This is a genomic window from Kribbella sp. NBC_01510 (assembly GCF_045040325.1).
GTDB lineage: Bacteria > Actinomycetota > Actinomycetes > Propionibacteriales > Kribbellaceae > Kribbella.
The window spans coordinates 1133251-1154886 of the sequence record NZ_CP109418.1; the positions used below are offsets into that span (position 1 = coordinate 1133251).

The 21636-nt window shown below is 68.6% G+C and carries 20 protein-coding genes; 4 read left to right on the forward strand and 16 right to left on the reverse strand.

The genetic code is table 11. From position 1 onward, the window contains the following. Both OG558_RS05505 and OG558_RS05510 read right to left on the reverse strand, forming a co-directional pair. A complete protein-coding gene (locus OG558_RS05505; protein WP_405069245.1) occupies positions 1-1212 on the reverse strand; it encodes a cytochrome P450 in 1212 nt (403 codons plus the stop codon). A 5-nt stretch (positions 1213-1217) separates the two neighbouring features. Then, positions 1218-2501: an SGNH/GDSL hydrolase family protein gene (locus tag OG558_RS05510; protein WP_405069246.1), complete on the reverse strand. Its 1284-nt coding sequence runs from the start codon at positions 2499-2501 to the stop codon at positions 1218-1220. A gap of 293 nt (positions 2502-2794) precedes the next feature. Here OG558_RS05510 and OG558_RS05515 point away from each other — a divergent pair, with 293 nt between their 5' ends. From OG558_RS05515 to OG558_RS05525, 3 genes are read left to right on the forward strand one after another with little or no spacing between them, the layout of a single operon-like run. Beyond that, the gene (locus tag OG558_RS05515) at positions 2795-4399 is read left to right on the forward strand and encodes a class I adenylate-forming enzyme family protein (protein WP_405069247.1); all 1605 of its coding nucleotides are present in this window, start codon (positions 2795-2797) and stop codon (positions 4397-4399) included. Next, positions 4396-5613, forward strand: coding sequence for an MFS transporter (locus OG558_RS05520; RefSeq protein ID WP_405069248.1), 1218 nt, complete (start codon positions 4396-4398; stop codon positions 5611-5613). The genes OG558_RS05515 and OG558_RS05520 overlap by 4 nt, the downstream gene beginning before the upstream one ends. Further along, positions 5610-6299 carry an SGNH/GDSL hydrolase family protein gene (locus tag OG558_RS05525; RefSeq protein WP_405069250.1) on the forward strand — a complete coding sequence of 230 codons (690 nt, stop codon included), beginning with the start codon at positions 5610-5612 and terminating at the stop codon, positions 6297-6299. The genes OG558_RS05520 and OG558_RS05525 overlap by 4 nt, the downstream gene beginning before the upstream one ends. Here OG558_RS05525 and OG558_RS05530 read toward each other — a convergent pair. The 13 genes from OG558_RS05530 to OG558_RS05590 all read right to left on the reverse strand — a co-directional run bounded on the left by OG558_RS05530 (position 6281) and on the right by OG558_RS05590 (position 19468). Further along, complete coding sequence (locus OG558_RS05530; RefSeq protein ID WP_405069251.1) at positions 6281-8428, reverse strand: hypothetical protein; 2148 nt, start codon at positions 8426-8428, stop codon at positions 6281-6283. The two genes, OG558_RS05525 and OG558_RS05530, sit on opposite strands and share 19 nt — an antisense overlap. 115 nt (positions 8429-8543) lie before the next feature. Then, the gene (locus tag OG558_RS05535; RefSeq protein WP_405069252.1) at positions 8544-9872 is read right to left on the reverse strand and encodes a hypothetical protein; all 1329 of its coding nucleotides are present in this window, start codon (positions 9870-9872) and stop codon (positions 8544-8546) included. Then, the gene (locus tag OG558_RS05540; protein WP_405069253.1) at positions 9869-10843 is read right to left on the reverse strand and encodes an alpha-ketoacid dehydrogenase subunit beta; all 975 of its coding nucleotides are present in this window, start codon (positions 10841-10843) and stop codon (positions 9869-9871) included. Before OG558_RS05540 ends, OG558_RS05535 begins: the two co-directional genes overlap by 4 nt. Further along, entirely contained in the window at positions 10843-11793 is a 951-nt protein-coding gene (locus OG558_RS05545) for a thiamine pyrophosphate-dependent dehydrogenase E1 component subunit alpha (RefSeq protein ID WP_405069254.1), read from the reverse strand. The genes OG558_RS05540 and OG558_RS05545 overlap by 1 nt, the downstream gene beginning before the upstream one ends. Before the next feature lie 3 nt (positions 11794-11796). Continuing rightward, positions 11797-12582 (reverse strand): DUF3050 domain-containing protein, encoded by a 786-nt coding sequence (locus tag OG558_RS05550; protein WP_405069255.1) that lies wholly within the window; start codon positions 12580-12582, stop codon positions 11797-11799. A gap of 14 nt (positions 12583-12596) precedes the next feature. Then, the gene (locus OG558_RS05555) at positions 12597-13502 is read right to left on the reverse strand and encodes a phytanoyl-CoA dioxygenase family protein (protein WP_405069256.1); all 906 of its coding nucleotides are present in this window, start codon (positions 13500-13502) and stop codon (positions 12597-12599) included. Further along, positions 13499-14566 carry a 4-hydroxyphenylpyruvate dioxygenase gene (gene hppD / locus OG558_RS05560; protein WP_405069257.1) on the reverse strand — a complete coding sequence of 356 codons (1068 nt, stop codon included), beginning with the start codon at positions 14564-14566 and terminating at the stop codon, positions 13499-13501. Before hppD ends, OG558_RS05555 begins: the two co-directional genes overlap by 4 nt. After that, the gene (locus OG558_RS05565; RefSeq protein WP_405069258.1) at positions 14567-15838 is read right to left on the reverse strand and encodes a beta-ketoacyl-[acyl-carrier-protein] synthase family protein; all 1272 of its coding nucleotides are present in this window, start codon (positions 15836-15838) and stop codon (positions 14567-14569) included. Beyond that, positions 15835-17427 carry a class I adenylate-forming enzyme family protein gene (locus tag OG558_RS05570; protein ID WP_405069259.1) on the reverse strand — a complete coding sequence of 531 codons (1593 nt, stop codon included), beginning with the start codon at positions 17425-17427 and terminating at the stop codon, positions 15835-15837. The genes OG558_RS05565 and OG558_RS05570 overlap by 4 nt, the downstream gene beginning before the upstream one ends. Further along, the gene (locus tag OG558_RS05575) at positions 17424-17897 is read right to left on the reverse strand and encodes a hypothetical protein (RefSeq protein ID WP_405069260.1); all 474 of its coding nucleotides are present in this window, start codon (positions 17895-17897) and stop codon (positions 17424-17426) included. Before OG558_RS05575 ends, OG558_RS05570 begins: the two co-directional genes overlap by 4 nt. Next, positions 17894-19009, reverse strand: coding sequence for a beta-ketoacyl-[acyl-carrier-protein] synthase family protein (locus OG558_RS05580; protein ID WP_405069261.1), 1116 nt, complete (start codon positions 19007-19009; stop codon positions 17894-17896). Before OG558_RS05580 ends, OG558_RS05575 begins: the two co-directional genes overlap by 4 nt. Continuing rightward, the gene (locus OG558_RS05585; RefSeq protein ID WP_329482079.1) at positions 19002-19214 is read right to left on the reverse strand and encodes an acyl carrier protein; all 213 of its coding nucleotides are present in this window, start codon (positions 19212-19214) and stop codon (positions 19002-19004) included. The genes OG558_RS05580 and OG558_RS05585 overlap by 8 nt, the downstream gene beginning before the upstream one ends. After that, positions 19214-19468, reverse strand: a complete 255-nt coding sequence (locus OG558_RS05590) for an acyl carrier protein (protein WP_328526176.1) — start codon at positions 19466-19468, stop codon at positions 19214-19216. Before OG558_RS05590 ends, OG558_RS05585 begins: the two co-directional genes overlap by 1 nt. 17 nt (positions 19469-19485) lie before the next feature. Between OG558_RS05590 and OG558_RS05595 the strand changes: the two genes are divergently transcribed. Then, entirely contained in the window at positions 19486-20097 is a 612-nt protein-coding gene (locus OG558_RS05595; RefSeq protein WP_405069262.1) for a 4'-phosphopantetheinyl transferase family protein, read from the forward strand. On the opposite strand, the gene OG558_RS05600 is transcribed toward OG558_RS05595, so the two are convergent. After that, a complete protein-coding gene (locus OG558_RS05600) occupies positions 20028-21428 on the reverse strand; it encodes a class I adenylate-forming enzyme family protein (protein ID WP_405069263.1) in 1401 nt (466 codons plus the stop codon). The two genes, OG558_RS05595 and OG558_RS05600, sit on opposite strands and share 70 nt — an antisense overlap. Positions 21429-21636: the final 208 nt, after the last annotated feature.

The following is a 21636-nucleotide window of genomic DNA, read 5'->3' on the forward strand; positions in this document are numbered from 1 at the left end:
TCACCCCAATCGGATCGGCATGGAGCTGTGTCCACGCAACAGCAGGCTATGACTGCGCACGGGCTCTCCCTCGAACCGCAGGTTCGGGAACCGTTGGAACAGCTGCCCGAACGCCGCACGCCCTTCCATCCGGGCGAGCGCGGCCCCGACGCAGTAGAACGGACCCGCCCCGAACGACAGGTGCTGCAGATCATCGCGTCCCGGATCGAAGGTGTCCGCGTCCGCATGCTTGATCGGATCGCGGTTCGCCGCGCCGGGCAGGATGAGGACGAGACTCCCCGCGCTGATCGGCTCGCCGGCCAGCTCGAGGTCGACGGATGCCTTCCGGCTGATCAACTGCACCGAGCTCTGGTGCCGGAGGATCTCCTCGACGTAGTCCGCTGCCAGTCCGGGATCGTCGCGCACGGCCTCGACCAGCGCGGGCTGGGAGAGGAGCTGCTCGAGTCCGTTGGTGAGGAGGTTCATCGTGGTCACGAAGCTGGCGTTCACCAGCACGAGCAGGTTGTCGATCAGCTCCTGCTGGTCGATCCCCGACGTCCCCGAATCCAGCGCGTGCACGAGTGATCCGACCAGGTCGTCCCGGGGACGGATCCGGCGGTCGGCGATCATCCGGGCGTAGTAGTCGTTGAGTTCCTCGGCCGCCTGGTTCGCCGCCGCCAGCCGCTCGGGGGCCTTGCCGCCGAGATCGAGGTAGTCGTCGATCCGCTGCGTCCGGTCCCGGAACCAACCGAAGTCCGAGCGCGGGATGCCCAGGAACGTGCCGATCACGGTGATCGGCAACCGGTACGCGAAGTCGACGAAATCGATCACCTGGCCGTTGGCTCCGGCCTTGCCCAGGTCGTCCAGGAGCTCGGCGGCCAAGGCGTCCACCACCGGTTCGAACCCGGTCAGCCGGCGTGGCGTCAGGACCGCCTGGAACACCTTGCGCATCCGCAGATGGTCCGGCTCGTTGCGGAACATCATCGACCCGCCGAGCCGTCGCAGTACCGGCTCCTTCGGGTTCGGATCCGCCGACAGCAACCGATGGAACCTGGTGTCCTTCAGCGCCGCCTGGGCGGCGTCGTACCCGTTGACGACGACCGCGTACGGCGAACTCCCGGGAGCGAGCCGGCAGACCGGGCCGATCCGATGCAGCTCGGCGAAGAGCGGCATCGGATCGCGGCGCCCGTCCTCGGATCCCAGCGCGGCAAGGATCTCGTTGGCGGTGCGCATCCCGGTCAGCGCACCAGGTTCAGCGGGACGGAGGCGGCCATCGCCTGGTAGCCCGTGTCGTTCGGGTGGATGTGGTCACCGGAGTCCAGCGCCGCCAGCAGCTTCGAAGGCGCGGCCGGGTCGCGCAGCACCTTGTCGAAGTCGAGCACGCCGTCGAACTCGTGGCTCGAGCGCAGGTAGCTGTTCACCGCCTGCCGGGTGGCCTCCTTCGCCGGCGTCCAGCTGTCGGTGCCGGAGAGTCCCTCGAACGGCGTGATCGTGGTGACCAAGCTGCGCAGTCCGCGTTCCTTGGCCTGCGCGTTGACCTGCCGGAGCGCGCCGATGATCTCGGCCGCCGAGTCGTCGGACATCCAGATGTCGTTGATGCCCAGCTCGGTGATGACGGTGCGTACGTCGGTCTGCGCGAACACGTCCTCGTTCAGCCGGGCCAGCGAGTTCACCCCGACCTCACCGAACCCGGGGAACGCACCGTTGTCGGACGGCTCGGTGCCCTCGTGGTTGAGCCGGCTCCCGGCCAGACCCGCGTTCAGCACGCTCGGGAACGGCTTGGTCCCGGCCGCCGCGGCCAACCGCTCGGCGAGCTGGTCGGGCCAGCGGTTGTTCGCGTTGAACGTGCTGTTGGTGCCGTCGGTGATCGAGTCGCCGAGCACGACGATCGAGCCGGCCGAGTCGTCGGTCTGCACGTCCACGCCGGACAGGAAGAACCAGCAGCAGCGACGGGTCAGCGTGTACGCCGCCCCGCCCGGCTGGGTGACCAGGTTCGTCGGGCCGACGAAGTTGTCCTGGATCGACGAGCCGTGGAACGTGGTCGGGCCGGTGTTCTCCGGGAAGTAGAGGCTGACGACGAGGTCGTCGAGCGTGCCCAGCCGCAGATTCACCGGATCGCTCAGCAGTTCGCTGCCCTTCACCATCGATGCGCTGCCGGAGCCGTTGAACGTCAACGTACGCAGGGTGTTCGGGTCGATGTCGGACAGCTCCGGCGTCGACTTGTTGGGCTTGGCAACGGTTGCCGCGCCGACGGTGACGGTCTTCTCGCCGTAGATGTTCGACAGCCGGATCCGGATCTTGTCGCCGCCGACGGTCGGCCGGACCACCAGCCGGACGCTCTGGTCGGTCAGCCCGGTGTTGGTCGAGCCGGTTGCGTCGCCGTGGGTGACCGCGGTCGCCCAGGTGCCGACCCACGCATCGTCGTGACGGCTCTGGCTGGAGCTCGCCCCGGCCAGGCTGGAGCCGGCCAGGGTCAGTGCGGCGGTCACCGCGACCGCACGCCAACTGCTGGAAATGTGCATGGACGGACCTCCTGGCGGAATCGGATGCGGACGGAACGTAATACGCGGCGAGGAATCCGGTCAATGCACAGCAAATGCATTTCCGAAATTCATCGGCCAGCGGTTAGCGGACCCCTTCCGGACCCGTTTCGCAGGGGTATTCCTTCACCCGCGCGAGGTTGTGATCGTCCGACTGCGGAGCGCGACGGCCCGCCTACGGTAGAACGGTTTCCAGCCTCTGGCGGGCACCCGGCGCTTCCAGTAGAGTCGCCCCGACGGCTGGGGGTGGCCGGAGTCGAGGGGAACCTTACGAAATGCCGCCTGAATTCGTCATGCCCAATTACGTGCTGCGGGTATTAACGCTCTTCGAGCAATTCTCGGAGCGGCTCGCGCTGGTCCGCGGAGTTCGGCGGGCGACGTACGGCGAACTGACCGCCGACGTGCTGCGGATCGCGGCGGCGCTGCGCGACGCCGGCATCCGTCCCGGTGGCAACGTACTGGTGATGGCGGCGAACTGCTTCGACGCCCCGGCGCTCCAACTGGCCCTACACCTGCACGGCTGCCGCGTGCTCTGGAGCGCGCCGATCACCTCCCGTCGTGAGATCGACCGGTTCGCCGCGCTGTCCGACGCGGCCGCGTTCGTCTACGACTCCGACGGCACCGGAGACCTGGGCCGTGAGCTCGCCGCGTCACTGGCGCCGATGCCCGTGTTCCAGGTGGCCGAGCTGTTGACCGACGGAGCGCCGTACGTGATCGATCCGTCGGTGCCGGCACCCGACTCGGTCCTGCAGACAAGTGGGACGACCGGCGATCCCAAGCTGGTCCACCACACGCAGAGCTTCTACGAGCAGATCCTCGAGCTGGCGGACGCGTTCGTCGCCAACGGGTTCCCGTTGCTGCGGCACTATTCGGGTTCGCCGCTGTGGCTGGCGAGCGGACAGATCACCAGCTTCTTCAACCTGTTCACGGGCGGCGTGCTGTTCCTGACCGACACCTGGTCGCCGGACGAGTTCTACCGGACTGTGTCGGCCGAGCGGATCACGTCGACGTACGTGACGCCGCCGATGCTGTACGAGGTGCTCGATCATCCAGGTGGTGAGGACTTCGACTGCAGCAGCCTGTTCATGCTCAACGTCGGCGCCGGACCGGCGACGCCCGCCCGGCTGCGACAGGGGATCGCCCGCTTCGGTCCGGTACTGCGGATCGTCTACGGGCTCAGCGAAGCGGTCGTCGTCACCGCACTCCCGGGCTTGACCGAGGACCCGGGCCATCCGGAGCGGCTGGCTTCAGCGGGTACGCCGTACGGCGATGTGCGGCTGGAGATCCGGGACGACGACGGGAAGGTGCTCGACGCGGGACAGACCGGGGAGGTGTGGGTGCAGAGCAAGCTCACCTTCGCCGGGTATCTGGGCCGGCCCGAGCTCACCGCCGAGACGCTCGTCGACGGCTGGCTCCGCACCCGGGATCTCGGCTACCTGGACTCCGACGGCTACCTGTTCCTGGTCGACCGCGTGCACGACATGATCGTCACCACCCGCCGCAACTGGGCCATCTTCTGCCGCCCGATCGAGGACATCCTCGCCAGCCATCCCGCAGTACGGACCGCTGCGGTCATCGGCGTACCGGATCCTGTGGTCGGCGAGGCAGTCCACGCCTTCGTCGTCACGCGCTCCCCGGTCACCGCGGACGACCTCCGGCAACTGGTCACCGACACGCTGAACGAGATGTGGACTCCAGCTGCCATCGACTTCGTGGACGAGCTGCCGCTGACCCGGATCGCGAAGGTCGACAAAGTTGCCCTCCGCAAGCTCTACCGGGAACTGCGGGTGGTCCGACCGGATCACGCTGAGGCGGGTCCCGACGGCCCCGCCCGCCACCACCCCGGCCGGCGCGGCGTCGGAGTCGGGGAGGCGGGATGAGCGCACGGCGGGGTCTGGTCATCCTGTTCGTCGCGGACGTTCTGTCGGCGGTGGGGAGCCGGATCTCGATGGTGGCGATTCCGTGGTTGGTGCTGGTGACCACGGGGAGTGCGGCGCGGATGGGTCTGGTGGCGGCGGTCGAGATGGTGCCGTACATCGTGGCCAGCATCATGGCCGGGCCGCTGATCGACAGTCTCGGGCCGCGGCGTACCTCGATCCTCGCGAACCTCTGCAGCGCAGTGGCGGTCGGGGCGATCGCCGCGACCACCCAACTGGGGTTCACCGCGCTACTCCTGCTGGTCGCACTGGCGGGTGCGCTGCGTGGCGCCGCAGACCGGTCCAAGGATCTGCTCGTCCGGCCGATGGCGGAGGCGGCCCAGGTCGAACTGATCCGGATCACGTCGTTGCACGAAGCCTTCGCGCGGGGTGCGACGTTGCTTGCTGCACCCCTGGCCGGCCTGTTGATCTACTGGACCGACGCGGCCTCCGTGCTGTGGATCGACGCGGCGACGTTCGCGGTCTGCGCCGTGCTGGTGGCCGCCTTCGTTTACCCACCTTCGGTGGTCGCCGCCGCGGTGCGGGAGAAGTACTTCCGGTCGCTCATGGCTGGCTTCTCGTTCGTCCGCCGTGACGCGTTGCTCACCACGATGCTGATCACCACGTTCACCTTGAACGTCTTCAGCAGCGCGAGCACCGCGGTCTTCATTCCCCTGTGGGTCAAGGAGGAGCTCGGCACGGCAGCCGGTCTCGGCCTGACCCTCGGCGCGTTCTCCGGCGGCGCCCTCCTGGGCAGCATCGGGTTCGCGATCCTCGCTACCAGACTGCCGCGCTACCTGACCTTCGCCATCGGCGCTGTGATCGGCGGCAGTCCGCGCCTCCTGGTACTGGGGTTCAGCGACGACCTGATCCTGGTGATGGTGGTGACGTTCCTGTCCGGGATCGGCATGGCCGCGATCAACCCGGTGTTCGGCGCAGCTCTCTACGAACATGTCCCGAAAGACCTGCAGGCGCGGGTCATCGGCGTGGTCGCCGCCACCTCCTTCGCCGGACTACCACTCGGGGCACTGCTCGCCGGCGCACTCGTCAGCGGGCTCGGGCTGACCCCCTCACTGGTCCTGTCCGGCCTGGTGTGCCTGCTGATCAGTGTCTTCCCGCTCGCCCGGCGCGGTCCTGGAAAGGTTCTCGACGCTCCGAGCACGATGGAGGCGGCATGAATGAGGCAAACGATCCCTACTGCCTCCGACCAGGAGAGAGCGTCGAGTTGCTCGCCGGTCACCCCTGGCGGCGGTTTGTCGTGCTCGGCGACAGTGTCGCGGAGGGGTTGTGCGAACCGGTCGACGGCTACAGCACCCTGCAGTGGGCCGACCGGATCGCCGCCGAACTCCGCGCGGTCCAACCCGAGCTGGTCTGCCGTAACCTCGGTGTCAGCGGCCTGCGTACGCGCGAGATCCTGGCCACCCAACTCGAGCCGGCGCTCGTGTTTGGTCCCGACCTCGCGCTCGTCGTCGGCGGCGGCAACGACGCCTTCCCGGCCACGTACGACGCCGACCGGGTCGATCGCGAACTCACGCTGATGATCACGACCCTGCAGGACGCCGGCGCGGACGTGATGACGCTGGGCATGTTCGACATCTCCTACAGTCCCGCCGTCGCGGACTGGCTCAGACCGGGCCTTCGGCAACGAATGCGAACCCTCTCGGACCGCACCGCCGCACTGGCCGACAAGCTCAACACCGTCCATATCCATCTGACCGACCACCCCCTGTCCACCGACCCCACCCTCTACAGCAGCGACGGCCGCCACGGCAACGCCCGCAGCGACGCCGTCGCCACCGCCGAAACCGTCCGCGCTCTTGGCCGCCACCTCATAGCCGCGCCACATCAGGATTCACCTGGCTGAACGTCAGGGACTCGGTGGGTGCCGGTGGGGTCGACGTGGAATGTGAAGCCGTGGGGTGTGGTCCATTCCAGGGTTTTGGGGTCGAGGCGGTGGACGGTCCAGCCGTGGGCGTGGGTCTTGACCCGGTGGCCGAAGCGGCCCAGCGGTGCGAAGTTGGTGGTGCTGGTTTGGCCGGGTGGGCCGAGGGGGTCGTAGGGCTGGAGGTGGTCCAGGTCCATGCCGCGGTGGGTCTCTTGGGTGCCGAACGGGAACAACTCGACGGGGTGGGTGAGTTTGACGCGTTCGCGGATCCGGTCGGGGATCTCGTAGGCGTCGACGCTGACCGCGTCGTTCAGGTCGATGACCGGCTTCACGGAGTACGGGCCGTGGCCGATCAGCTCGGCCAACTGGTCGGCGAGCAGCGGGCCGATGCCTTCGGCGCGCAGGACGCCGGTCCCGGTGGCCAGGGTGTGGTCGGTGAGGTGGACATAGATCTGGGTCTGGCCCGGACGGACTCGTCGGCTGGTGGGGTTGGTGTAGGCGTCGTGTTTGATCTGGGCCAGGCGCGCGTGCAGGGCGCGGCGTGCGGCCGCATCCATGGGCCGGCCGTCGTCGGGGTCGAGGCGTAGGCCGGGGTCGGAGGGGTCGAAGGGTTCGATCGGCACGGTGTCGGGGGTGTCGAGGGGGTCGGGCAGGTCGCTGCGACTCGGGTGGGGTGGGTCGCGGTCGGCCTCGTCGTCCAGGCCGGGCTCGGTCGGCACGGTGTCGGGGGTGTCGAGGGGGTCGGGCAGGTCGCTGCGACTCGGGTGGGGTGGGTCGCGGTCGGCCTCGTCGTCCAGGCCGGGCTCGGTCGGCACGGTGTCGGGGGTGTCGAGGGGGTCGGGCAGGTCCCTGCCACTCGGGTGGGGTGGGTCGCGGTCGGCCTCGTCGTCCAGGCCGGGCTCGTCCTGGATGCCGGTCCGGTTGCCGGTCCGGTCCTCATCACCCCACCGGGATGCCGGGCCCGCGCCGGGCGTCCCGGTGGCCCTCGCGGCAGCGATGCCGTGGCCCGAGTCGACCTGGTGGTCGACATCAGCCCGGGCCAGGTCGGTGCTCGCGTGAGGACGATCGTCGTCACCGGCCTCGGGGCACCCGGCGCCCCGCCAGCCTCGACGGAGCGGTCCAGCTGCCCGGTGGCTCGCACCCGGACGGCTCGTGCTCACAGGCCCCGCGGTGTCCGGGGCCGGGGTATCCGGCCCCGCGGTGTCCGGGGCCGTGGTGTCCGGGGCCGGGGTATCCGGCCCCGCGGTGTCCGGGGCCGTGGTGTCCGGGGCCGTGGTGTCCGGGGCCGTGGTGTCCGGGGCCGGGGTGTCCTGGGCTGGGGTGGTGAGGTGGTGGTGGCGGGCCTGGGTGAGGAGTTCTTGGGTGTAGCGGGGGTCGGCGAGGATGCCGACCGCGTCCGCGCGCCGGTGTTGGACCGGGCGGGTGTCGCCGAAGGTTTTGAGGGCCTCGGCGATTGCGTCGAGGGTCGCCTTGTTCCGGATGACCGCGCCGGCGGCGGCCTTGATGTACATGGTCTTGGTGCCGTGCTCGTCGCTGTGCCCGACGAACACGCCGCGTTCGCGGGTCTTCTCGGCGGCCTCGGCGCGCGCCAGGTCAGGGTCGGCGTGCATCTTGGCGGCCTGGACGATCTTGTTCAGCCGGTACGGGGTGATCGAGTCGATGAGTCGCGCGATGCGTTGGTCGACGTAGGCGGCGGCGTCCGCAGACAGTTTCGCGCAGTCGGCGACGATCCGGCAGGCCTTCCACGGTGTCGCGTCGCCGGCCTGGACTCTGGCCCAGGTGAAGGGGAACCGGTGCCGCAGCGCCAGCGCCTGACCGATGTAGTTAGCCGCGACCCGCGGGGAGATGCCGAGGATCACTGCGAACTCGGCGATCGCGAACTCCAGGATCTCCGGGCACCCGTCGCCACCCAGCACCACCGCGCGTTCGCGGCCCTCCCACGACCGACGGCCCGGCCGGGCCGGGCACGCGTCAGGATGGAAACGATCGGCATAGACCTGGGCATGTTCCAGGCGCCGCGCGTCGACCCGCCGGGCTTCGGCGTCGTGGTCGGCGGCCGATTCCAGCAGGTCGGCCGTCGTCAGCGTCGCCAGGTCTCCTTCGAACATGTGTGCGATTCTACGCACCGCCATCCGGCCGCCGCAAATCCATCGAGGTCCGGAAACCCCTTATCCACAAGGGGAAACATCACACCGCAGAGGGTGGATGCGGCCGATATACCGGCTACGGAACCAACAGAAGACCGCTAGTCAGCGCACCCTGACCCACGTTGACCACCGGGCCGGCGCCGGGGACGGTGAAGCGGAGGTAGGCGCCGCACGGGGTGCCGGCGAAGAGGTACGGCGCGATGCAGAACGGTACTGCGGCCTCGCGCGTGTCGCCGGTGGCGATCTCGACGAACTGCATGGTGAGCCGGTCGACCTCGACGTACGCCTGGAGGATGTAGCAGCCCTCGTCGAGTGCGGCATCGACGGCGTCCTGCCAGGTCTGCGGGGTGACCTCCGGGCCCACCACGACACCGACTCCGCCGTACGAACCGGAGGGCTTCAGGACGAGGTGGTTCTGGTCGGTCATCGCCTCGTCGCGAAGGTCCGCGGACAACACCTCCGTGCGAGGGACGTGGCGGCGGACGACCTCGGCGTCCTCCCCAGATAGCAAGGCCAGGTCTTCCCAGAGCCACGCGAAGATCGTCTTGCTGGCCAGTAGCCAACTGGCCGTGTGCGTGAACATCCGTACCGCACCCGCCCGGACCGCCGTGTGCAGAGCCTGCAACCCATCGCTCGGCTTCATGCCCTGCGGGACGAACATCCGGAGTACGGCGTCGATCGGGCCGTCGTCGACGCAGAGCCGACCGGCGTCGTCCAGGGTGAGCCACTCGACCGGGTACACGCGCATGTCGAGACCGAGTTCGCGACCGCGGTCGCTGAACGGCTCGAGCACCTTGATCATCGCCAGCCCGTCCTGCGACCCCGGATACGTGCCGCCGGTGGTGAACACCATGGCGAGCCGATCCGACTCGGTCAGCTTCAACGCCGCCCGCACCGCCTCGTACCGCGCGTCAACAGCGGACGGCGGCGCCGCCAGCCCGACCTCATCCAGCACCGGATCACCGGCGTACGCGTCGAGGAAGCGCCGGGCAACACCGTCGGAGTCGTGGGCGCCGCCGAGGGCGCTGTCGATGTTGGCCTCGACCACGTACGGCGTCCCGTCCGCCAGCAGGATGTCCGCACGGACGCCACCGAGCAGCTCCTCGGTCAGCGGCAACTCCTCGTCGAGCAGGTCGATGTACCCGACCGGCAGCCCGAGCGCGCGCCGCAACTCCCCGGCTGTAGTTGCCCTACGCCAACATGCGGCCAGGATCAACCGGGCCACGGTCGCCGAGACGTCGGTCAACGATCGATAGGTCGCCGCCGCCATGATCGGCGGCCGGAGCGGTCGCCACTCCTTGTTGTGCGTGGCGACGCCGTCGTACACCTGCGGCCAGGACTCGCGCCCCCGCGCGACAAGCGCCGTGCGCGTTGCCTCGGGCAACTGGTGCCACAGATCGATCATCGTTCCTCCAGTACGGCGTGAATCGCGGAGACGAGCTGGTCGCGGCCGGGTTGGACGGCGCGGTCCAGGGCCAGGGCGAACGGGAGCACGGCTCCGTCCGGGCGGGTCACTCGGCGCGGCGGCGCGGCGAGGGTGGAGCGTTCGGCGGCGACCGCGAGGACCTCGGCGGCGAAGCCACTGGTCCGGTTGGAGTCGTCGATCACCACCAGCCGGCGGGTCTTGGCAACCGACGCTGCCAGACCGTCCGTGTCGAGCGGGTAGACGGTCCGCGGGTCGAAGACCTCGATCGAGATTCCCAGCCCGGCCAGTTCGTCCGCGACCGCCAACGCGTCCTGCACGAGGTGGCCGAGGGCAACGACCGTCACGTCGCTGCCGGCACGTGCGACCCGGCCGACTCCGAGCGGTACCGGCGCGAGCGTGCTGAAGTCGACATCGTCACGGACACCGAGCGCACCGGACGGCGCGAACACCACGACCGGATCGTCGTCCCGGATTGCCGAGACCAGGAGTCCGTAGGCGTCGGCCGGAGTCGCGGGTACGACGGTCTTCACGCCGACGTGGGCGAACAGGGCGTACGGGTGGTCGGAGTGCTGGCCGGCCCATCCGGTCCGCGAGCCCGAACCGGGAACGACGTACGTGACCGGGACCTTGCACTGGCCGCCGGTCATCAGGGAGAACTTGTGCGCCTGGTTGGCGATCTGCTCGAAGACCAGGAACAGCAGCGACGGGATCTGGAACTCGATTACCGGCCGCATCCCGGCGAGCGCGGCGCCGGTCGCGAAGTTGGTGAAGGCCTGCTCGGACAGCGGAGTGTCGAGTACGCGGTCCGGGCCGAAGCGGGCGAACAGGCCGGCGGTCAGGTTGGACGCCGCGACCCGGATGTCCTCACCCAGCAAGAAGACCGACGGGTCCTCAGCCAGGGAGTCACCGAGGGCGCGGGTGAGTGCCTTCAGGTACGAGAGTTTCGGCATCAGCGCAGCACCTCCGGCGAGGCGTACAGGTAGTCGAGAGCGGCCGCCGGATCCGGGTGAGCACTTCCCAAGGCGAATTCGGCCGCCGCGTCGAGCAAGACCTCCACCTTCGTGTCGACCGCCGCCCGCTCGTCGGCGGTCAGTCGAGCGCCTTGGATTACCACGGGATCGCGCGACCAGCCGGCGGCGAGTTCCTCGGGCGAGCGGTAAGTGAGCCGGGTCCGGTGCTCGAAGGTGTGGTGTGCGTCGAAGCGGTAGGTGACGCACTCCAGGAACGTAGGTCCCTTACCAGCCCTGGCCCGCGTCACCGCCGCCAAGGTTGCCTTCAGCACCGTCTCGGGATCCTGCCCGTCGATGGTGAAAGCCGGGATGCCGAACGCCCGCGCCCGGCCGGTGATGCTGCCGGCGACCGCCGACTCGACCGGCATCGTCGTCGCGTACCCGTTGTTCTCGCAGACGAAGATCACCGGCACCTGCCAGAGCGCGGCCAGGTTGAATGCTTCCAGCAACATCCCCTCGTTCATCGCGCCGTCACCGAAGAACGTGACGGCGACCGAGTCACGACCGCTCTGCCGCAAAGCCCACGCCGCACCGGTCGCGATCGATCCGGCCGCGCCGACGATCGCATTCGCACCAAGGATCCCGAGGCTGAAGTCGGCCGCGTGCATAGACCCGCCACGACCCTTGTTCAGCCCGCTCTCCCGGCCCATCAACTCGGCGAACAACCGCGCCGGGTCCACACCGCGGGCCAGCACATGGCCGTGCCCGCGGTGCGTACTGGTGATCACGTCGGCGTCCGTCAACGCTGCACACACGCCGACCGCGATCGCCTCCTGCCCGACGTACGGATGAATCCCGCCGACGATCTCCCCGGACCGCACGAACTCGATCGCCCGCTCCTCGAACCGGCGGATCAACCGCACGGTCCGGTAGAGATCGGCAGACCTCATGGGTCAGTCCTTCACCGCGGCGAGGATGGCGTCCCACAGGCGGGCGCGGGCGGCCAGCGCGGTGTTGATCGTGTCCGCACAGGCTTCCCACTTGGCCTGGTCGTCACCGCAGAGATCGGTGACCATCTGCATCGCCATCGGCGTGTGCTGCTCGCCGTCCACCTCGATGTGCCGCTCCAGATAGTCGACGAACGTGTTGAGCTTGTTCGACCGCTCGTTCACCGCGACCACCTGAGTGAACATGTCCGGGATCAGGTCCTCCCGGCCGAACGCGAAGGCCGCCGCCTGGCAGTGGATCGGGGCGTTCTCGATGATGTCCCAGGTCGTCCCGGCGAAGTCGATCGACGGCTGCGGTACGCCGGCCTCCCGCAGCGACTCGACCACCGAGCCGCCGTTGCGGAGCAGGTCGATCAGCCTTTCGATGGCAGCCACGTCCGCTCCGGCCTCGCGCATGCCGTTGACGTACAGCTCGAAGTGGCTGATGAAACCGTCGCCGAGTTCGTCGCTCTCCTCGACCATCACGATGTCGTTGATCAGCCTGCGACTACCGGGGTGCGCTGTCGGGATCCAGGGCACGGTCACACAGGTGAGTTCGCGCTGCAGCGACTTGAGCAGGGACATGAAGTCCCAGACCGCGAACACGTGGTGCTCCATGAAGGTGACCAGCGCCTCGTGGGTATCCAGGTTCGCGTAGAGCGGGTGCTGGACGACCTTGTCGCGGGCCGGGGTGACGGCCTTCTCCAGCTGTTCGATGCCGGGGTGGGTCTGACCCCAGTCGTAACGGGACATGGGCGGTTCTCCTGTCAGCGGTCGGCCCAGAGGATTGGGCAGTAGTCGGGGTCGGCGTAGTCGGGGTGGCCGGCGGGAGTGCGGCGTACGAGGACGTCGTGGTTGTAGGCGGCCAGGGTTCCGTCGGACAACGGGAACTCGCGGTAGTGGTTGGCGCCGTCCTGGAGGTGCAGGGAGATCGCACGGCGGGGACGGTCGCTGACGTTGGCTCCGCTGCCGTGGTACGTGCGGCAGTGGTGGAAGTTCATATGACCGCGTGGGATCGTGATCGGGATCTTGGTCACCTCGGCGTGGTTGTACGCCGCGTTCTCGGCCAGCATCTGGTCGAGTTGCGACCTGTCCCGGTCGGCGAAGTGGCGTACGACGGTGTCGTCGGAGCCGATCTCCTGCCAGCGATGACTGCCGTCGACCATGGTGATCGTGCCCATCTCCGGCGGACAGTCGTGGAACGGGATGAACGCGGTCAGCATCCGGTCCGATGCCGACGACGACCAGTAGTGCTTGTCGAAGTGCCAGGGCACGATGTTCGACGGCTCGCCCTTGATCGGCGGCTTGTAGATCAGCGTGGACTGGAAGATCCTGATCTCGTCGGTCTGTGCGAGCCGGGCCGCGACCGCACCGATCAGCGGCTTGCGGAGGATCTTGGCCAGACCGTCGTGCTCGTAGTGCACGTAGTCGTTGTGCCGCTGGACGTCGCCCTTCGACGGATCCCAGGAGGCCAGCTTCGGCGGGGCCGTCGGGAGAGTGCGGTCGCGTTCGCCGGCGTAGTAACGCTCGCTGGCGTTGACGAGCTCGTCGGTCTCGTCGTCGGTGAGCAGCTTCTTGGACAGGTACCACCCAAGCTCGTTGTAGAAGGCAACGTCTTCGTCCGTGGGCAGGAGCTCGATCTCTTCTTCGGAAAGCTTGAATTCGAGGGTCATGAGGCCGCCAACTCGCGTTCCTTGGCTTCGTAGAGCGCCTTAATGTTGCCGCTGCCGAACGTCATCGCGCCGCGCCGCTCGATGATCTCCAGGAACAGCGTGCGCCGGACGTGCATCGACTCGGTGAAGATCTGCAGCAGCTGACCCCAGTGGTCCCGGTCGACCAGGATGCCGAGCTTCTCCAGGTCCTCGATCGGCGTCTCCACCTCACCGACGCGTTCCGGCAACGCCTGGTAGTACGCCGACGGCGAGGCGAGGAAGTTTACGCCCCGGCCGGCCAGCGTTCCGACCGCCTCGACGATGTCGCTGGTCCGCAACGCGATGTGCTGCACGCCGGCGCCGGCGTGCCAGGTGAGGAAGTCGTTGATCTGTCCCGGCCGGCGGTTCGGATCCGGCTCGATCAACGTGAAGGTGACGTGCTTCGACGTACTCTGCACGACCGTCGACTCCATCCCCTGCCCGGCCACCTCGATGTACTCGTCGAAGATCGGCAGGAACCCGAAGACGTTCTCGTAGAACTCCACCGTCGGCCTCAACTGCCCCGACGGCACACAGATCGCCAGGTGGTCGATCTCGCTGAACAGCTTCTCGTCCGGGCCACTCGCCGGCTCGGTGATCTGGAACGCGCCGGGCAGGAACTCGCGGCGCGGCCCGTGCCGCTCGACCAACCGGTGGATCACGTCGCCGAAGCCCGCCACCTCCGCGACCACCACGGTGGTCTCCTGCTCGTCGGTGTAGGTCACCGGTTCGGCGACCGACTCGGCACCCCTGGCCAGCAGCTCGGTGTAGGCCACGGACGCGTTGTCCACCTCCAGCCCGACCACGGCGACACCGTCACCGTGGCGCTGGACGTAGAGGGCCGCGGCGTGGTCGGCGGCCAGCCCGGACGTCAGCACGATCTGTACGGCGTCCTCGCGCAGCAGCAGCGACCGCTGGTCCGGCAGGCCGGTCTCCGGTCCGCCCTGCCCGTGTACCTGCAGGCCGAACGCGTGTCCCAGATAGAACGCCGCCTGCCGAGCGTCGCCCACGTACAGCTCCACGTGGTCGATCCCGTAGATCTCCATTTACAGGTTCTCCTCACTGTTGATGACTCGCCGCTCCGGCGTGGTGGCGGTGCCGAGGAGCAGGCTCACGTTCTGGCCGCCGAATCCGAACGAGTTCGACAGCGCGTACTCGACGTGGACTTCGCGGGGTTCCTTGCGGACGTGGTCCAGCGGGCAGGCCGGATCCGGATCGTCCAGGTGGTACGTCGGGGGCAGCAGACCGGTCGTGATCGCACAGGCGGCGGCCGCGGCCTCGACGACACCGGAGGTGCCGAGCATGTGCCCGGTCAACGCCTTGGTCGAGCTGACCGCGGGATGGTGCTCGCCGAACGCCAGCCCGATCGCGACCGACTCGGCCACATCACCGAGCTTGGTGCTGGTGCCGTGCGCGTTCACATAGCCGACCTTGCTGGGATCTATTGCCTCGAAGGCCTTTCGCATGCACTCGGCGGCCCCCGACCCATCCGGCCGGGGAGCGGTCGGGTGATGCGCGTCCGAGTTGACGCCGTACCCGGCGACGTCCGCGTAGCCACGTGCACCTCGAGCGGCCGCATGCGTGGTGCTCTCCAGCACGAGGAGTGCGGCACCTTCACTCAGCACGAACCCGTTGCGGCGCAGATCGAACGGCCGGCTCGCCTCGGCCGGGTCATCCCACCCTCTGGCCAAGGCCCGCGCGTTGGCAAAGGTCTCCGCAAACGTCGGAAACAACGGCGCCTCACTCGCCCCACACAACACCACGTCAGCCTCACCGCACCGGATCAACCGAGCAGCATCCGCAATCGCCTGAGCCCCGGACGCACACGCAGTACCAACCGCGGAGGTGTAGCCCCGCAACCCGAACCGAATCGCGACTCGGGCGGCGGGCATGTTCGGCAGGACACCCGTCAAGAGGTACGGGCTGACGGCCGCCCGCCCACGCTCGGCCCGCGCGAGCACCTGCTGCTCGAGGGTCGCCATCCCTCCGACCCCACCGACAATCACACCGACGCGGTCGGCGTCGACGTTCTCCCCGATCGTCAGGCCGGCGTCCGCGAGTGCGTCCTCGGCAACCAACTGCGCGAGGATGACCGTCCTGTCCATCACCTTGCCGTCAGGGCCGGAGGCGAGCTTGCCCGCGTCGAAGGGTGGCAGGATCCCGGCCAGCTCGATGGAGTTGGCGATCGCGTGCTCGGGCGGTGGCTTCACGATCCCGGATCGCCCATGCAGCAAGGCGCCGTACACCTCGTCGATGCCACGGCCGACCGGGGTGAGCAGACCAATTCCTGTGATGGTGACCCCGCCGACCGGGCTCATGCGTCGGCTCCGGTCAGGCGTTCCGCGCGCAGGGCAACCTTGCGAACCTTGCCGGTGACAGTGACCGGGACGTCGTCCGCCCCGACCACGCTCACTCGGCGAATGATCGCCGCGACCTCCTCGCCGACCGCCTCCTTCACCGCGTCCGACCGGTCCACTTCAGCGGCGTCCGGTGACAGCTCGAGCAGTACGTCGGCGACGTACTTGCCGTTGTCCGGCACGATGACGACAGTGCAGTCGGCAACCTCCGGAAGAGCCGCGAGGATGCGCTCCTCGGACATCGACGTGAAGAGTTGCGGGCCTTCGAAGCCGGCGACCGCGTCCGGGACTCGGTCCAGGTGGAAGTAGTGACCGGTGTCATCGCGGTAGACCAAGTCACCGGTGAGGAACCACCCGTTCAGCCGGAAGCGGTACGTGGTGACCGAGTCGTTCCAGTAGCCGGGTGACACCGACGGTGAGCGGAAGCCGAGCAGGCCGACCTTGCCGAGCGGCAGTTCCTCACCGGTCGACGTCAGTACGGCGGCCTCCGCGAACTGATACGGCTTCCCGATACACCGCCCGTAGTGATCGCTGTCGATCGTGTGCGTGATGTGGAAGCCGTTGTGCCCCATCTCGCTCGACCCGAGACCGTCGACGAAGTGACTGCCCTTGACCGTCACCCGCCCTTGTCGCGTGACGGTCTCCCGGGTGCCGACGGCAACGAGTTTGCGGATGTGCGGCTCATGCGCACAGTCGCCCGTGTTGAACCACATCCGCACCGAGTCCAGATCGTGCTTGCCCAGATCCTCGCGCGCCAACCCGGCCCACGTGACAGCGAATCCGTAAACGGCTCGCGGCTCCCAGCGCTCGATGTGCCGCAGGACGTACGGTGCGTCCTGGCTGGACAACAGCAGCATCTCGGCGCGGTTCCCGAGCACCTGGTTGACCATCAGGATCGTCGCGGTGTGCGGGATCGGGAGCGCGTTGAGAATCCGATCCGTGCCTTGCGCCTGCGGCATGGTCAGCAGGTGCTTGAGAGCGGCGTACAAGGTGGTGTGGGTGTGCAGAACAGCCTTGGGTACGCCGGTTGTGCCGCTGGTGTGGGTGATCACGATCGGGTCGTCGCGATGGTGCCGGTAGTGCTCAGGCGCCTTCGCCGGATCACCGGTGCCGAGATCCTTCGGCTCGGCGAGGACCTCGGTCTGCAGGAGCGGACGATGGGCCACGTCGGCCAGCACCGCGGTGACCCGCAGTCGGCGGATGTATTCGTCCGCGATGGCCGGCGCCATCTTGCCGTTGAGCAGCGCGGGAATCGCGCCGACTCGGGTCAGCGCGAGGAAGCTGAGGACGATGTCCTGCGCCTCGGTGGCCCAGATCGCAACCACGTCCCGGCGGCCGATGCCATGCTCATGCAGCCACGCCGTACGGGCCTGGACCCGGTCGTCCAGCTCGCCGAGCGTCAACGGGTGCTCGGCCGGGAAGTGGTCGACGGCTGTGTCGAAGGTCAGGCCGGGGCCGTCCGGGTCGGCGCCGTGCGCGATCACCCGGGCGAGGACGTTGCCGGCGCCGATCGCCGGATCCGCGGCGAGTCGGGCTCGCAGGTTCTTCATGTCGGGTCTCCCCCAGTCACGATCACGGCGGACGCCTGGTCGGCCCCCACCTGCACGATCAGCACCTGATCGGCATCCCCGTCACCGATCAGCAAGGCGGCCTCGTCGAGCCCGCCGTCCGTCACACACACCACCGGGCCGCGCAGGTCCCACCGCGCGGCGATCCATCCCGCCACGCTGTTCGGCACCGACTGGAAGAAGAACAACGGCCCGAGTCTCTTGCCCTCAGCAACCGTTTGGCGCACATGCTCCGCGCTGACCCGGTCCCCGTCGCTCACCAGCACGATCCCGGTGCGCGCCGTACGCTCGCTCAGCCGCCCCAAGCACCGCTCCGCAACCACCGCCGCCAACGGACTGAACGCCGACAACACAAACCCAGGCAGCGCCGGCGGTTCACCCGCATCACCTACGTCCGGCCAGTAGCCCTCGGCCAGCACCACCAGCTCATGAACTTCCAGCAGCCCGCTCACCCCACCCGCACCACCAACGCCGTATTGGCTCCCCCGAACGCCGAGTTCAGCGACATCCCGTACGGCGAACCCGCCGGCCGCGGCGCATCCAGAATCAGATCCAGCCGACAGGCGGGATCCGGCTCGAGGAACCCGGCGTTCACCGGCAACTTCCCCTCCCGCAACGCCTGGACGGTCACCACGAATTCGACCAACCCCGACGCCTCCAACGCGTGCCCATGCAGCCCCTTGGTCGAACTCACCGCCACCCCACGCATCCCCCGCTCATGGGTTGGCCCACCAGACGGCGGGTTGACCACCCCGTCCCCGGTAGGCAAACCCACCGGCTTGTGAGCTGACCCATCGGCGGGGGTGGTGTGGGCGGGATTGAAGACTCGGGTGATGGCGGCGGCTTCGGCGGCGTCGCTGAAGACGGTGCCGGTCGCGTTCGCGTTCAGGTAGCCGATGGCTTCGGGTGGTAGGCCCGCTCGGGCGAGGGCACGCTCGATGGCGGCGGCTAGTCCTCGGCCGTCGGGGGATGGTTGGCAGGCGTGGTACGCGTCGCCGCTGCGGGACCAAGCGACCAGTTCGGCCAGGCCTTCGCCAGACTCCAGGACTACTGCGGCTACGCCGTCGCCCAGAAGGGTGCCTTGGCGGTGGCGGCTGAAGGGGCGGACGGCGGCGTCGGTGGACAGTGCTCGACCGGCGTCGAAGAGCGCGTACTGGTAGGGCTCGACGAGGTAGGCCGCGGCTACGACGATGCGGTCGACCCGGCCGGCGCGGATCAACGTTGCTGCGTCGGCCAGCGCCGTACTGGCTGAGACGCAGGCGCTGGTGTAGACGCGGCGCTGGCCGAAGTCGCGGGGCGGGGCGGTATGGAGGCCGAGCAGGAGCGGTGTCGTGCTGCGGTCGACGCCGGCCTGCGCGCAGGCGGTCGCGATCGCCTGGTCCAGTTCTTCTTCCAGCGTGCCGGTTTCGGCCGCCGTCGCGGCGTGGTGCACGCGGCGGTTGCTGGTGTCGAAACGGCTGACCTCGGTGAAGGTCGGCGTACCGGTGAGCTGCGCCTCCGGTCCGCGGCCGAGCGCGGTCAGGATCGAGAGGCCGGTGACGGCGACCGGTCGGGGTTCAGACATGGCTGGTCAGCACCTCGGCGATCACGGTGACGGCGTCGTCGATGGTGGCCATGCGTTCCAGCTGGTCGTCGGCGAGCTCGACGCCGTACCGCTGCTCGACCTGATGGACCAGCCACGCCAGTTCCATCGAGTCGAGCCGCTCGGCACCGGGTGGGCGCTCGCCGAGACCGGCCAGCCAGGTGAGGATCTCGTCCCGCGTAATCATCAGACCTGCTGGGCTACCCGGCCGGCCACCTCGGCGGTGAACTCGCCGACCGTCATCAGCGCCAGTTGCTCGGACTCGTCGTCGGAGAACCTGACCCCGAACCGGTCCTCGACCCGCACCGACAGATCCGCCAGCGCGAGTGACTCCAGGTCCACCCCGGCCGGGCCGAGCGTGGTGTCGTCGTCGATGCCTTCGGTGTCGTAGTTCATGTCCTGCAGTTGCGCGATGACGAACGCGCGAACCTCGTCCTTCATTCGGGTACCTTCTTTCGGTGGGTGATTCCGTACATGTCTGGTTGGCGCCGGCCGGCGCCGAGCCGCGTCTCACGGCCCACGAACTCCTGCTCGCCCTCGCGAGCACACTCGTCACCGGCCCGGTCCTCAGCCACGACCCGGCCGGCCGGCCGCACATTCCCGGCCTCGCGGTGAGCATCAGTCACACGCACCACCTGCTCGCCGTCGCCGCGTCGTACGCCGGCCCCCTCGGCGTGGACGTGGAGGAGGTGCACCCGCGGGAGGTGCGCGCCCTGGCCGAGCGCTGGTTCCACCCTGCCGAGCTGGCGTGGATGGCTGACCAACCCGACGAGCTGACAGCTTTCCTTCACCTCTGGACCGCGAAGGAGGCAGTAGGCAAGGCGCTCGGCCAAGGCCTGCGCAACTCCGGCTTGCGCCGACGAATGCCACTCCCCGCCTCCCCGGCTGCCGGCATGGTTACTGGCGAAGCCGGCCTCGCAGTTCTCCATGTGCCTGTGGAGCAGGCGGTTCTGGCGGTGGCTCTGGCCTCGACAGCTTCCGAGGTGGTGGTGACTGTGCATCACGAGACGGCCTTGCGGAGGGTGGTCAGGTCGCGGACGAGCTTTCCGGTAGTTGTTCGGGGCAACTGATCGAGGAGGTGGAGGGTTCGGGGGCGTTTGTAGGGGGCGAGGAGTTGGGCCAGATCGCTCTCCAGCTGGGAGACCGTCTGTGGGGCACTGACCTGGACGTAGGCGGTGATGGCGCCGTCGAAGGCCACGACCGCCGCCTCGACGCCGCGGAGTGAGGCCAGCGTGTACTCGACTTCGGTGAGGTCGACCTTGAGGCCGCCGACGGAGACCTGGGAGTCGAGCCTGCCCTTGATGCTGACCAGACCGGTCTCCTCGTCCAGCACCCCGGCGTCGCGGGTGTGCAACCAGCCGTCGGACCAGCGGGTCGGGTCGGACAGGCCCAGGTACGGCGATTCCGGCCGGCGGACCTGCAGTTCGCCGTCGACCGCGCGGACCTCGATCCCGGGCGCGGGCCGGATCGCCGGCCGGTGCTCGCCGTACAGGTCGGTGCCGATCACCCCGACCTCGGTCATCCCGTACATGTTCCCGAGCGGTGCGCCGTACTTCTCCTCGAAGGACCGCGACACCGCCGCCGGCACCAGCTCGCCGCCGGTCGTCATCCGCTTGAACTGCGGCAACCGCGGCGGATCCTGTACCGACGCGAGCAGCCCGATGTGGAACGGCACCCCGAGCACCGTCGCCGGAGTGGTGGCCGACCCGATCGCCTGAACGATCGCATCCCCCGTCAGCCGCGCCGGCGGCACCAACTCGACGCCCGCATGCAGTCCGTAGAGCAGACCGCCGACCAATCCGAGCACATGCACCATCGACGGCAGCAGGATCAACCGCTCCCCCCGCTGCGGTACGCCGTCGATCCGCGTGTACCGCAGTACCTCCTCGACCAGGTCCTCGGCACTCCGGCCGATCACCTTCGACGGCCCGGTCGAGCCGGAACTGAGTTGTACGACGGCGTGCGTCGTACCGGCCGGATGACCCGAGTAGCTGGCCAGGTCGACGTCGACCTCGACGAAGGTCCGCAGCCCCGCCGGCACCGGCCGCGCCGGTGACACCACCACCTGCGGGACCAGCCGTTCGGTCGCGCGCCGGACCTCGTAGTCGGTCAGCCGGTGATCCAGCAGGATCGTCTGGCCGCCGCTGCGCCAGACCGCGAGCAAATGCGTGACGAAAGCCATCGACGGCGGCAACCGCAAGGCCACCGCACCACCCGGCCTGAAACCGGACCGAGCCAGTTCCGTTTGCCGATCGCGGACCAATCCGCGCAATTTGTCCCGGTCGATAGGATCGGGTAACCGAAAGCAAATGTCACCGGCCGGACCGGCCAGCAGGACATCGTCGACCCACTCCGCACCCTGGCTGGTTCCGGGCACCACGACAGTACCGTCCATGGTCATCCGAGCTCCAAAGTTTCTTTGCACACAAAGGATTCGAAGACCAGAACCCCCACCAAGGCCTGGCGATGACGCGACGATACGACACGATCACCCAACTGCGCTATGGACCAGAAGTAATGACTCCATTACCGCCCGCAGTCACCGCGCCGGCGCGTTTCCGGAGGCACAAAACACACCTGGACAAAGGCTTGCAGAGGTTAGTAATCGG

Coding starts and splice junctions, on each gene's coding strand:
- OG558_RS05525 (WP_405069250.1), top strand. CDS start 5,610: ATGAATGAGGCAAACGATCCCTACTGCCTCCGACCAGGAGAGAGCGTC.
- hppD (WP_405069257.1), bottom strand. CDS start 14,566: ATGGAGATCTACGGGATCGACCACGTGGAGCTGTACGTGGGCGACGCT.
- OG558_RS05585 (WP_329482079.1), bottom strand. CDS start 19,214: ATGATTACGCGGGACGAGATCCTCACCTGGCTGGCCGGTCTCGGCGAG.
- OG558_RS05550 (WP_405069255.1), bottom strand. CDS start 12,582: ATGTCCCGTTACGACTGGGGTCAGACCCACCCCGGCATCGAACAGCTG.
- OG558_RS05530 (WP_405069251.1), bottom strand. CDS start 8,428: ATGTTCGAAGGAGACCTGGCGACGCTGACGACGGCCGACCTGCTGGAA.
- OG558_RS05535 (WP_405069252.1), bottom strand. CDS start 9,872: ATGATCGATCTGTGGCACCAGTTGCCCGAGGCAACGCGCACGGCGCTT.
- OG558_RS05580 (WP_405069261.1), bottom strand. CDS start 19,009: ATGTCTGAACCCCGACCGGTCGCCGTCACCGGCCTCTCGATCCTGACC.
- OG558_RS05600 (WP_405069263.1), bottom strand. CDS start 21,428: ATGACCATGGACGGTACTGTCGTGGTGCCCGGAACCAGCCAGGGTGCG.
- OG558_RS05545 (WP_405069254.1), bottom strand. CDS start 11,793: ATGAGGTCTGCCGATCTCTACCGGACCGTGCGGTTGATCCGCCGGTTC.
- OG558_RS05520 (WP_405069248.1), top strand. CDS start 4,396: ATGAGCGCACGGCGGGGTCTGGTCATCCTGTTCGTCGCGGACGTTCTG.
- OG558_RS05555 (WP_405069256.1), bottom strand. CDS start 13,502: ATGACCCTCGAATTCAAGCTTTCCGAAGAAGAGATCGAGCTCCTGCCC.
- OG558_RS05570 (WP_405069259.1), bottom strand. CDS start 17,427: ATGAAGAACCTGCGAGCCCGACTCGCCGCGGATCCGGCGATCGGCGCC.
- OG558_RS05590 (WP_328526176.1), bottom strand. CDS start 19,468: ATGAAGGACGAGGTTCGCGCGTTCGTCATCGCGCAACTGCAGGACATG.
- OG558_RS05515 (WP_405069247.1), top strand. CDS start 2,795: ATGCCGCCTGAATTCGTCATGCCCAATTACGTGCTGCGGGTATTAACG.
- OG558_RS05540 (WP_405069253.1), bottom strand. CDS start 10,843: ATGCCGAAACTCTCGTACCTGAAGGCACTCACCCGCGCCCTCGGTGAC.
- OG558_RS05505 (WP_405069245.1), bottom strand. CDS start 1,212: ATGCGCACCGCCAACGAGATCCTTGCCGCGCTGGGATCCGAGGACGGG.
- OG558_RS05565 (WP_405069258.1), bottom strand. CDS start 15,838: ATGAGCCCGGTCGGCGGGGTCACCATCACAGGAATTGGTCTGCTCACC.
- OG558_RS05510 (WP_405069246.1), bottom strand. CDS start 2,501: ATGCACATTTCCAGCAGTTGGCGTGCGGTCGCGGTGACCGCCGCACTG.